Origin of the sequence: Pseudonocardia bannensis (assembly GCF_012911875.1) — a bacterium.
Lineage (GTDB): Bacteria > Actinomycetota > Actinomycetes > Mycobacteriales > Pseudonocardiaceae > Pseudonocardia > Pseudonocardia bannensis.
Genome location: NZ_JAAXKZ010000162.1, coordinates 1 through 10,918, shown reverse-complemented (window position 1 = coordinate 10,918; position 10,918 = coordinate 1). Strand labels below are relative to the sequence as shown.

Sequence of the window (10,918 nt, the reverse complement as noted above, 5' to 3'; positions counted from 1 at the left end):
GCCCAGCAGCAGGAACCACCGGGTGAGACCCGCGCGATGCAGCCGAAACCCCGTGACGAGATGGAGGGGTACGTCGGGCGCGGCCTGCTCGACGGGGAGGTGGCCCTCGTCACCGGCGGAGATTCGGGAATCGGCCGGGCGGTGTGCGTGGCGTTCGCGAAGGAGGGGGCCGACGTCGCGCTGGCCTACCTGTCCGAGGACGCCGACGCGGAGCACACCGCCGAACTGGTGCGCGCCCAGGGTCGGCGTTCCCTGACCATCCGGGGCGACCTCGCCGACCCCGCCCACTGCCGGGCGGTGGTGGAACGCACCGTCGCCGAGCTCGGACGGCTCGACGTCCTGGTCAACAACGTGGCCACGCAGGAGACCGAGGAGGAGCTCGAGAAGATCAGTGACGAGCGCTGGCTGCGCACCTTCGACGTCAACGTGCACAGCTACTTCCGGGTGACGAAGGCGGCGCTGCCGCACCTGGGCCAGGGCAGCTCCATCATCAACACCGGGTCGGTGAACGGGTTGCGCGGCAACAGGTCGCTGATCGACTACTCGGCGAGCAAGGGCGCGGTGACCGCGCTGACCTACTCGCTGGCCCAGGCCCTGGTCGACCGGGGCATCCGGGTCAACTGTGTGGCTCCCGGACCGGTCTGGACTCCGCTCATCCCGTCCACGATGCCGCCGGAGAAGGTGGAGTCGTTCGGCGCCCAGACGCCGATGGGCAGGGCGGCACAGCCGGACGAGATCGCGCCGTCCTACGTGTTCTTCGCCGCCGAGCAGCTGTCGTCGTACTACACCGGTGAGGTGCTGGCGCCACTCGGCGGCGAGACCCTGCCGGGCTGAGCGGGGCGGGCAGAGGAGGAACGGCATGAGTGAGCAGGGGAGCGGGCACGACCCGGCCGGGCGCCGGCAGCGGCGGACCCGGGCGGACTACGAACGCGGCCTTCCCGGATATCACGACCCCACCGCCGGCTTCGCCGGCTCGACGCCCGGGCGCAGCGCGCTGACCCTGCGCGCGGTCCTGGCCACGTTCGGCCTGCTGGTCTGCGCCGTCGGGGCCGTCATCTCCTTCCGCGTGGGCCTGCCCTGGTTCGGTGTCGTCCTGACGGTGCTGGCCGTGGTCGCCCTCGTCGACCTGGTCTGGATCCTCTACCGCAAGCGCCGGGGGGAACCGGGGTAGCCGGGCTCACGCGGCGGGGCGTGCCGCGCTGCGGCCCGCGATCGTGGCACCGAGCACCGCGAGGCCGGTCAGCACCGCGAGCAGCACGGGCAGGGCCGTGGCGGGGGAGCCCAGCAGGGCGAGCAGCGCGCCGCCCGCGCCGATCATCGCGGCGGTCGTGAGCTGGTCCGCCATCTGCGCGGCGGAGCTGTGGAAACCGACCTCGCCCGCTCCCGACTGCTGCAGCAGCAGGTAGGACACCGACGCGAAGCCGAGCCCCATCCCGACCCCGGCGACACCCCACACCGGCAGCGCGAGCCACGGCGTACCCCAGGACGGCGCGACGAGCAGTAGCCCGGCCGTGCCGATCGCGACGCCGACGAACCCCACCCGCAGCAGCGCCGGCCGGTACAGGTCCGGATGGCGGCCCTGCCACGCCGATGCCGCCGACCAGCCCAGCGATCCCACGATCAGCGGGAGCCCGGCGGCCGCCAGCGACCAACCGTGGGTGCCGGCCAGCATGAGCGGCAGGTAGGAGTTCACGGTGAAGAACGCCCCGGCCAGAAGGCCGCGCCCGGCCACGACGGCGGGGATCCCGCGCCGCGCGCGAAACACCCCGGACGGCAGCAACCGGCGCATGGACGGCACGAGCAGCACGACCGGGACCAGGCCGAGGAACACCCAGTGCCAGGACAGCCGTTCGGTGACGAGGCCGGCGACGGGCGGCCCGATCAGTGCCGGCAGCACCCACGCCGAGGAGATCAGCGCGAACACGGCCGGCCGGGCCCGGTCGGCGTACACCGCCGCGATCAGCACGTAGACCGCGACGGCCTGGGCGCCGGCCCCGAGGCCCTGCAGCACCCGCCCGGCCAGGAGCTGCGCCATCGTGCCCGCCGTCCCTGCGACCAGCAGTCCGATCCCGAACAGCACCGGCGCCGCGATCAGCGGGACCCGGGGGCCGGACAGGTCGCACCAGCGCCCGCCGAGCACCGTGCCGGCGACCGCCGCCCCCATGAACGCGACGAAGGGCCAGGCGTAGGACGACACCGCGCCGAGGTCGGCCACGAGCGCCGGCATCGCGGTGCCGACCCCCATCGACTCGAAGGCCACCAGGCTGATCAGCAGTACCAGCCCGATCGTGGTGGCGCGCCGGGACGGGCCGAACAGCTCGGAGCGGACGGTGGCGTCGGGGCCCGTTCCGGGCTGCGCACTCATGACGTCCAGCCTGCAACCTCGACCCCGGTGCAGGTCAACGGGGTGGTGCTCACGGTGTGATCGCGATGAACAGGAACGCCGCGAAGATGAGCAGGTGCACCGCGCTCTGCAGGACGGTGGCGAGCCCCTCGCTGACCGTCAGCGTCCCGACCACCGCCGTGAGCGCGAGCAGCACCGTCTCGGTGGCCCCCAGACCGAGCAGCAGCGGGCCCTCGGTCCAGATCGACGCCACCGCGATGCCGGGGATGGTCAGCCCGATGCTGGCCAGAGCCGAGCCGAGGGCGAGGTTGAAGCTGGTCTGGAGGCGGTTGCGACGGGCGGCCCGGACGGCGGCGAGGGTCTCCGGCAGCAGCACGAGCAGGGCGATCGCGACCCCCACGACCGACAGTGGCGCACCGATCGCCGTGACCCCGGACTCGATGGCCGGTGACGCCGTCTTGGCCAGCCCGACGACCGCGACCAGTGAGCCGATCAGCAGCACGAGGCTGATCAGCGTCGTCCGGTTCGACGGCGGTGGCAGGTGCACCGGCGTGCGGTCGCTGCCCTCCACGGGTACCGGCAGGAAGTAGTCGCGGTGCCACACGGTCTGCACGAAGACGTAGACGCCGTACAGCGCGATGGACACGATCGCCGCGAACACCAGCTGCGACTCGGAGAAGGTCGGTCCGGTCGTCGTCGTGGTGAACGCGGGCAGCACCAGGCACAGCGTCGCCAGCGTGATCACCGTGGCGAGTGCTCCACTGCTGCCGCCGGCGTGAAAGGCCACCACGCGGTGGTGCAGCGTGCCGACCAGCAGACACAGGCCGACGATCCCGTTGCAGGTGATCATGATGGCCGCGAAGACCGTGTCACGCGCCAGCGTGGCGGTCTCCGGGCCGCCCGTCGCCATCAGGCTGAGGATCAGACCGACCTCGATGACGGTGACCGCGACCGCGAGGGTCAGGGAGCCGAACGGCTCCCCGATCCGGTGCGCGACGACCTCGGCGTGGTAGACCGCGACCAGCACCGCGGCGACCAGTGCCGCCCCGACGAGCAGCATCACCGGCGTCGGGAGGGCGCGCCCCCACACCACCACGAGCAGTACCAGCGCGATGACGGGTGTCAGCACCGTTCGTCGCGGCGGCCTGATTGTCGACGTCGTCTCAGCCACCCCTGCTGGTTTACCCCCCGGAGGCGGGCCCCAACAGGGCGGCCTCCGGCGGCGGACCACGGTCACGCCCGCACGAGGTGGGCCGCGTCGCCGCGGCCCACCTGGTGTCGCCGGATCTAGCGGTGGTTGCCGGTGAACCTCCGCAGCCGCAGGCTGTTGCTCACCACGAACACCGAGCTGAACGCCATGGCCGCGCCGGCGATCATCGGGTTGAGCAGCCCGGCCGCGGCGAGTGGCAGGGCGGCCACGTTGTAGGCGAACGCCCAGAACAGGTTGCCCTTGATCGTGCGCAGGGTGCGCCGCGAGAGCCGGATCGCGTCCGCGGCCGCGCGCAGATCACCGCGGACCAGCGTGATGTCACCCGCCTCGATGGCCGCGTCGGTGCCGGTGCCCATCGCCAGGCCGAGGTCGGCGGTCGCGAGCGCGGCGGCGTCGTTGACCCCGTCCCCGACCATCGCCACGACCCTGCCCTCTGACTGCAGCCGCTGCACCACCGCGACCTTGTCGGCGGGGAGCACCTCCGCGATCACGTCGCCCGCGTCGATGCCGACCTGCGCCGCCACCGTCCGCGCGACCGCGGCGTTGTCGCCGGTGAGCAGGACCGGGGTCAGGCCCAGCGCGCGCAGCTCGGCGACGGCCTGGGCCGACGTCGGCTTCACCGTGTCGCCGACCACCAGCACCGCGCGGGCGGCGCCGTCCCAGGCGACCGCGATGGCCGTGCGGCCCTGCTCCTCGGCGGCGGCCTTCGCCGCGGCCAGGTCCGAGGTCAGCGGCTGGCTCCACTGCTCCAGCAGTGACGCCCGGCCCACCAGCACGGCGTGTCCGTCGACGAGGCCCTGTACGCCCAGGCCTTCGTGGTTGGTGAACTCTTCGACGTCGGGCAGCGTCCCGACCCGTTCGGTCGCGCCCCGCGCCACCGCGGCCGCGATGGGGTGCTCGGATGCGTTCTCGACCGCGCCCGCCAGCCGCAACACCTCGGCCTCGTCGGCCTCGTCGGCCTCGTCGGCCCCGCTCGCCACGTGCACGTCGAGCAGCGCCATCCGGCCGGTCGTCACGGTTCCGGTCTTGTCGAGGACGACGGTGTCGACCCGCCTGGTCGACTCCAGCACTTCCGGGCCCTTGATCAGGATGCCGAGCTGGGCTCCGCGACCGGTGCCCACGAGCAGCGCGGTCGGCGTGGCCAGCCCGAGCGCGCACGGGCACGCGATGATCAGCACGGCCACGGCGGCGGTGAACGCGGCCGCCGCGCCGGCGCCGGTACCGAGCCAGAAGCCCAGCGTGCCGACGGCGAGCGCGATCACGATGGGCACGAAGACCCCCGAGACCCGGTCCGCGAGGCGCTGGACCTGCGCCTTGCCCGTCTGGGCGTCCTCGACCAGCTTCGCCATCTGCGCGAGCTGGGTGTCGGCACCGATCCTGGTGGCCCGGACCACGAGCCGGCCGCCCGCGTTGACCGTGGCTCCGACCACGGTCTCACCGGGTCGCACCTCGACCGGGACCGACTCGCCGGTGAGCATCGACGCGTCGACCGCGGAGCTTCCGTCCTCGATCACGCCGTCGGTGGCGATCTTCTCCCCCGGCCGGACGACGAACCGGTCGCCGACCGCGAGCTGTGCGGTGGGGATCCGTTGCTCCCTGCCGCCCCGCAGCACCGCCACGTCCTTGGCGCCGAGCTCGAGCAGCGCGCGCAGGGCCGCACCGGCCCGGCGCTTGGATCGGGCCTCGAAGTAGCGCCCGGCCAGGATGAACGTGGTCACCCCGGCGGCGACCTCGAGGTAGATGTTGGCCGCGCCGTCGCTGGGGGCGATGGTCAGCTCGAACGGGTGGGTCATGCCGGGTACGCCGGCGGTGCCGAGCAGCAGCGCGTACAGCGACCAGGCCAGCGCCGCGAGGGTACCCATCGAGATGAGGGTGTCCATCGTGGCCGCGCCGTGGCGCAGGTTCGTCCACGCCGCCCGGTGGAACGGCCAGGCCGCCCACACGACGACCGGACCGGCCAGGGCGAGGGAGATCCACTGCCAGTACGTGAACTGCAGCGCCGGAACCATCGCCATCGCGATGACCGGCACGGATAGCACGGTGCTGATGATCAGCCGGTCGCGCAGCGACCGTGACGGGTCGGGCTCCTCCGGGCCCGCCGCCGGCTCGGTGGAGTCGGCGGCCGGGGGGCGGGGGAGCTCGGCGGTGTAGCCCGCGGCCTCGACCTGGGCGATGAGGTCCGCGGGGTCGACGCCGTCCGGGGCGCTGACGTGGGCTTTCTCGGTCGCGTAGTTGACGGTCGCGGTGACGCCGTCGAGCTTGTTGAGCTTGCGTTCGATCCGGTTGGCGCACGACGCGCAGGTCATGCCACCGATGGACAGTTCGACGTCGGTGAGCGTCGCCGATCCGGTCGGTGCCGGTGCGGTGGTGGTCATCGAGAGCTCCTTCCTGCGTGTCAGTGCTGGTCGGCGGGGCCGGGGTGGCCGTGGGCCGGCGTCGCCACGGCTCGTGCACCGGCCGTGGGGACGGTGAACTCGGCGGTGCGGACGACCCCGTCGTGGGAGAAGTCCAGGAAGAGCCGGTAGCTACCGGCGGTGGGGACCTCGGCGACGAACTCGATCCGCGGCCCGGCCGGTGTGCGGCCGTCGCCGGGGGCGCCGTCGGGGTGCACGTGCAGGTAGGCCAGGTCGCCCTCGCGCAGCGCGACCAGGTGCCCGTAGGCGGCCAGGTACGGCTGCAGGTCGGTGGTCGGGCGGCCGTCCCGGCTGACGGTCAGGGTGACGGGCGAGGCCTGACCGGGCACGAGGTCCCCGGTCAACTCGACGCGGTAGCCGTCGACCTCGGTGGTGCGGCCCGGCCGGTGGGTCACCGGGGTGAACTCGCCGGGCACGAACAGGTCCGTCCCCAGCGTGGTGCTCGCGCCCCCGGCCGGCGTGAAGTCGGCAAGGGCCCGGTACGCCCCGGCCGCGGGCAGGTGCAGCGGCACCCGCCAGGTGCCGTCGGCGTCCATCTCGGGGTGCAGGTGCTGGAAGCCGGCGGTGTCGCGGCGCACGACGATCAGGTGCATGCGCTTGTCGTGCTCGACGTCGAAGGCCGTGACGGCCGAGCCGTCGGGGCCGGTGATGCGGAAGGAGAAGGTCTCGGGGGTTCCCGGGGTCAGGATCGAGTCGGTGGGCGTGAGGGTGTAACCGCCCCTGCTCGACGCCAACCCGGCGGGCTGGTCGCTCGCGGCCCCCGCGACGGTGCCGCTGTGGGTGTCCCCGTGCCCGGCGTCCTCGGCGCCGGACATCCCACCGTGCCCGCCGGGCGCGGTGGCCGCGCCGGCGGTGTTGCTCACGGGGAAGAGGGGACCGACAGCGGTTCCGGCGCCGTAAGCACCTGCGACGAGCAGGGCGAGCGCCGCACCGTAGGCGGAGAGCTTCGCAGCAGTGTTCATGTCGGTCCTTGCTCGATTCGAGCGTCGGTCGGGCGTCGGGCTAACGGGCCGCGAGGTCGTAACCGGCTTCCTCGACGGCGGCGCGGACCTGCGCCTCGTCGAGCGGCCCGGCGCTGGTGACGGTGACCGCGCCGGTGGGCAGGTCGACCGACACCGCGGTCACGCCGTCGATCTCGGTGATCTCCTCGGTGACCGAGCGGACGCAGTGCTCGCAGGTCATCCCAGTGACGGTGTAGATGGTCTCGCTCATCGCGATGGTCTCCTTCTCTGCGGGGTGGATCAGGACTTGACCAGGCGCGCGATCGCGGCGCTGGCCTCGGCGACCTTGTCGTCGGCGACCTGGCCGCCCTCGGCGACGGCCTGGGTGACACAGTGCTTGAGGTGCTCGTCGACCAGCCCCAGCGCGACCGCCTGCAGGGCCTTGGTCGCCGCTGACACCTGGGTGAGCACGTCGATGCAGTACTCGTCGTTCTCGATCATCTTCGCGATGCCGCGGATCTGGCCCTCGATCCGTCGCATCCGCTTGAGGTAGTCGTCCTTGTCCTGTGCGTAGCCGTTCATCGTGTCCTCCTGGTCCGGCCGTACTGAGAAGGTACCCTAGGGGGGTACCCTATAAAGCAGTGGGGGATGCGTCCGGTGCCACACTTTGCCCATGCGGAAGCTGTCCCTGGATGCGCTCGCCCGTGAGCAGGCCGCCAGAGCCGCGGCGGCCTCGAGCGGTCGCAGCGCCCACACCGTGTTCGGCGGGCACGAACAGGTGCTGCGTCAGACGCTCATCGCTCTCACCAAGGACTCGTCATCGCATGAGCACGAGAGCCCGGGCGAGGCCACGGTGTTCGTGCTGCGCGGGCGGGTCCGGCTCGTCGCCGGCGACGAGACGTGGGAGGGACGGCAGGGCGACCTCCTGCTCGTGCCACCCGCCCGGCACGCGCTCGAGGCCATGGAGGACGCCGTCGTGCTGCTCACCGTCGCGAAGAACGGCTGACACGCCCCGTCACGTCCGGTCGAGCGAGTCGTTCATCCCTTCGGACGGCGACCGGTGAGAGGGACCGACATGGGCAGGCACAGCAAGCCGCGCCGCGCGACCCGGGCGTGGGCCCTGGCCGGCATGGCCGGGCTGGTGGCCGTGCCGGCTCCCGGCTTCGCGGCCGCCGAAGACCAGGCGGGCACCTCATCGCTGATCCCCGGCACTCCCTGCACCGTCACCGCGAAGGCCTGCGTCGACCTGGACGGCCAGGAGGCCTGGTTGGTCGACGAGGGCGAGGTCGTGCGCGGTCCGGTGCCGATCAGCAGCGGCGGCTCCGGGAACGAGACGCCGACGGGTGATTTCCGGGTCGAGTGGAAGCACGACGACCACATCAGCGGCGAGTTCGGTTCACCGATGCCGTACTCGGTGTTCTTCGCCGAGGGTGGCATCGCGTTCCACGAGGGCCCGCTGGATCATCCGTCCGCGGGCTGTGTCCGGCTCGCCCACGAGGACGCCGTCGCGTTCTTCGATCAGTTGGCCGTCGGCGACGAGGTTCAGGTCCGGTAGGAAACGCGGGACTCGGTCATGCCGCGGCGAACATCCGCATGCGTACCGTTGTCGACATGGACGCGGTTCCGGACGCGGACCCTCGCTCGCAGCGCGAACGCATGCTCGCCGGAGACCCCTACATCGCCCGCGATCCCGAGCTCGCCGCCGAGAACACCCGAGCCCTGGCCCTTGTCGCCCGGTTCGGAGCCGTCGGCCTGCGCGACCGCGAGGAGGGCCGCCGGATTCTCGCCGAGCTGCTCGGGTCGATCGGGGAGGGCACCGTCATCCGCCCTCCGCTGTACTGCGACTACGGCTACCAGATCCACGTCGGGGCGCACGTGTTCGTCAACTTCGGGCTCGTCGCCCTGGACGTCGCGACGATCACGATCGGCGACGACGTGCAGATCGGACCGAACGTCCAGCTTCTCACCCCGACGCATCCGGTCGAGCCGGAACCGCGGCGCGCCCGGATCGAGGCCGCGCGGCCCATCACCATCGGCGACAACGTGTGGCTCGGCGGCGGGGTGATCGTGCTGCCCGGCGTGAGCATCGGGGAGGACACGGTGGTCGGGGCCGGTGCGGTGGTGACCCGTGACCTGCCGGCCGGGGTGGTCGCCGTGGGGAACCCCGCACGCGTCGTCCGCTCCCTGTGACCCGACCGTGGGCGGCCCGTGGGTTCGCGCGACGGGCCGGATGTCCGGAGAGCCCGATGCGCGGTGAGCCCGGCGGGCTCACCGCGCATCGCGGGACGACCGGGTATCAGGAGCCGTGGCTACTGCTGCTGCCGCTGCTCGGGGCCGAGGCCGGGGTGGCTGCCGGCGCCGAGCCGAGGCCCGCACCGGCCGCGCCGCCGTTGCCGGCCGTCGTGACCGGCGTGCCGTCCGGGGCGATCGCGTGCCAGGCGCCGCCGACCCCCTCACCCGTGGTGTCGCCGGGCCGGGCGTCCTTGGCGAAGCGGTACAGCGGCCAGCCGTCGAGGGTCAGCTGCTTGGTTCCGTCGGGCCGATCGATGGTGCCGACCAACTCGGAGCGGATGCCCTGCAGGGCGGGAGCCTCGTCACCGGTCACGGGCGGCCAGGCCTTGGCGCACTTCTCGTCGCAGTTCGACGTCGGCGGCTTCGCGGTGTCCTTCTCGAAGCGGTAGACGGTGAGGCCGTCGCTGGTCACGACGGTGCCGAGCGCGGTGGTGGCGGTGGCGAGGCCGCCGGCCGCCGCTGCCGGCGGCCGGGCCGCAGCGCCGGCCTGCTGGGGAGCGGCCGGCACCGACTGGGCGGCCGGGGCCACGCCCGGCGAGCTGCACGCGCTGCCCAGCGTGAGCAGGAGAGCCCCGGCGGCGAGGCCGGCGAGCTTGGGCCTGGGCATGATCGATGTTCCTCGTTTCGGTCCTCGACGGGTGCGCGTGACCTACTGGACGGTGACGCGCACCGAGTCGAAGGCGGGGGTCTGGTCGGCGCGCTGCATCATCGGGATGCGGTGCGAGCCGTCACCGGCCCACACGGAGCACTGGGCCGTGCCGGCGGTGGGCAGGCCGGTCACCGTGACGGTGACGTTGTCCGCCCCGGCGCCGCCGCCACCGTCCTGGGTGGCCACGAAGAACTCGGGCTCCGGCGCCGCGTCCGGGGCCTCGTTCGTGCTCTGCAGCATGCGGCAGGCGGTGTGGAAGTGCCCGCGCTGGATGCCCTCGCCGTTGAGCAGCGAGCTCTCGAGGTAGTACCCGCCCGCTGCGGCGCCGAGGAAGCGGTCCCGCACCAGGTTCCGGGTGCTCACCTGGAGCTGGAACGCCTCGTTCACGCGGGCCGTCTGCGGCGCATCGGTGATGAGCAGCGACGGGCTCTTGTCGGCCGAGGTGACCTCACCGAACGACGTGTCCACGCAGCGCGGGGCCTCCTGGAAACCGTTGTGCGGTTGCAGCCTGCTGTTGCTGCAGTCGGTGGCGAGGACGTCGAGCCCGGCGGGCGGCGGAGCCTGTGGTGCGCCGTCCTTCTCGCCCTTGCCGTCGTCGCCGGGAGGCGGGGCCTGCCCGGCTCCGCGCCCCGCGCCCTGGCCGCCGTCAGCCGGGGGCTCATCGCCCTGGCCCTGGCCCTGGCCCTGGCCCTGGCCCTGCCTCCGGTCGCCCTGGCCCTGCCTCCGGTCGCCTTGATCGTCCTGGCCGCCGGGGCCGGGCCGTGTCCCGTCACGGCCGGCGCCGTCGTCCTGGCGGCGGTCGCCATCTCGGTCCCGGGAGCCCGCACCACGGTCGTCACCGCGGCCGTTCGACCCTTGCTCGTCATTGGCCTGGGCACTCGCCGCCGGGCGGACGCCGCCGTCTCGGTCGTTCTCGGCGGCGGCGGCGTAGTTGCACGCGGCCAGGGTCGAGACGACAGCGAGGGCGGCTGCGGACCGGACGAGGATTCGTTTGGCTCTGAGACCGCGCTTGCGGCTGGTGGGTTCCACGGTGGCCTCTTCTTCGGTGGGGGAGCGGTGGGGCGGGCC

General features: G+C 73.0%; 13 protein-coding genes. 5 read left to right on the top strand and 8 right to left on the bottom strand.

What is annotated here, in order from left to right; genetic code table 11:
- Both HF519_RS27330 and HF519_RS27325 read left to right on the top strand, forming a co-directional pair.
- Nucleotides 1–834: SDR family oxidoreductase (locus tag HF519_RS27330; RefSeq protein ID WP_211170664.1), on the top strand; the 834-nt coding region annotated here is incomplete at its 5' end.
- A gap of 25 nt (nucleotides 835–859) precedes the next feature.
- On the top strand, nucleotides 860–1,171 hold the full coding sequence (locus HF519_RS27325) for a DUF6343 family protein (RefSeq protein WP_169415865.1): 312 nt from the start codon (nucleotides 860–862) through the stop codon (nucleotides 1,169–1,171).
- Between the two features lie 6 nt (nucleotides 1,172–1,177).
- On the opposite strand, the gene HF519_RS27320 is transcribed toward HF519_RS27325, so the two are convergent.
- The 6 genes from HF519_RS27320 to HF519_RS27295 all read right to left on the bottom strand — a co-directional run bounded on the left by HF519_RS27320 (nucleotide 1,178) and on the right by HF519_RS27295 (nucleotide 7,491).
- The gene (locus HF519_RS27320) at nucleotides 1,178–2,365 is read right to left on the bottom strand and encodes an MFS transporter (RefSeq protein WP_169415864.1); all 1,188 of its coding nucleotides are present in this window, start codon (nucleotides 2,363–2,365) and stop codon (nucleotides 1,178–1,180) included.
- A gap of 49 nt (nucleotides 2,366–2,414) precedes the next feature.
- Nucleotides 2,415–3,473, bottom strand: coding sequence for a calcium:cation antiporter (locus HF519_RS27315; RefSeq protein ID WP_312860383.1), 1,059 nt, complete (start codon nucleotides 3,471–3,473; stop codon nucleotides 2,415–2,417).
- A gap of 158 nt (nucleotides 3,474–3,631) precedes the next feature.
- Complete coding sequence (locus HF519_RS27310; RefSeq protein WP_169415863.1) at nucleotides 3,632–5,929, bottom strand: heavy metal translocating P-type ATPase; 2,298 nt, start codon at nucleotides 5,927–5,929, stop codon at nucleotides 3,632–3,634.
- Between the two features lie 20 nt (nucleotides 5,930–5,949).
- Nucleotides 5,950–6,930 (bottom strand): DUF8832 domain-containing protein, encoded by a 981-nt coding sequence (locus HF519_RS27305; RefSeq protein WP_169415862.1) that lies wholly within the window; start codon nucleotides 6,928–6,930, stop codon nucleotides 5,950–5,952.
- Nucleotides 6,931–6,970: 40 nt separating this feature from the next.
- A complete protein-coding gene (locus HF519_RS27300) occupies nucleotides 6,971–7,180 on the bottom strand; it encodes a heavy-metal-associated domain-containing protein (RefSeq protein ID WP_169415861.1) in 210 nt (69 codons plus the stop codon).
- Nucleotides 7,181–7,209: 29 nt separating this feature from the next.
- On the bottom strand, nucleotides 7,210–7,491 hold the full coding sequence (locus HF519_RS27295; protein WP_169415860.1) for a metal-sensitive transcriptional regulator: 282 nt from the start codon (nucleotides 7,489–7,491) through the stop codon (nucleotides 7,210–7,212).
- Nucleotides 7,492–7,582: 91 nt separating this feature from the next.
- On the opposite strand from HF519_RS27295, the gene HF519_RS27290 reads away from it, so the two are divergent.
- The 3 genes from HF519_RS27290 to HF519_RS27280 all read left to right on the top strand — a co-directional run bounded on the left by HF519_RS27290 (nucleotide 7,583) and on the right by HF519_RS27280 (nucleotide 9,099).
- Nucleotides 7,583–7,915: a cupin domain-containing protein gene (locus tag HF519_RS27290; RefSeq protein WP_169415859.1), complete on the top strand. Its 333-nt coding sequence runs from the start codon at nucleotides 7,583–7,585 to the stop codon at nucleotides 7,913–7,915.
- A gap of 69 nt (nucleotides 7,916–7,984) precedes the next feature.
- On the top strand, nucleotides 7,985–8,464 hold the full coding sequence (locus HF519_RS27285; RefSeq protein WP_169415858.1) for a L,D-transpeptidase: 480 nt from the start codon (nucleotides 7,985–7,987) through the stop codon (nucleotides 8,462–8,464).
- A 56-nt stretch (nucleotides 8,465–8,520) separates the two neighbouring features.
- Nucleotides 8,521–9,099 carry a sugar O-acetyltransferase gene (locus HF519_RS27280; RefSeq protein ID WP_169415857.1) on the top strand — a complete coding sequence of 193 codons (579 nt, stop codon included), beginning with the start codon at nucleotides 8,521–8,523 and terminating at the stop codon, nucleotides 9,097–9,099.
- A 106-nt stretch (nucleotides 9,100–9,205) separates the two neighbouring features.
- On the opposite strand, the gene HF519_RS27275 is transcribed toward HF519_RS27280, so the two are convergent.
- A complete protein-coding gene (locus HF519_RS27275) occupies nucleotides 9,206–9,808 on the bottom strand; it encodes a COG4315 family predicted lipoprotein (protein ID WP_169415856.1) in 603 nt (200 codons plus the stop codon).
- Between the two features lie 42 nt (nucleotides 9,809–9,850).
- On the bottom strand, nucleotides 9,851–10,918 hold a 1,068-nt coding region (locus HF519_RS27270; RefSeq protein ID WP_211170663.1), incomplete at its 5' end, for a hypothetical protein.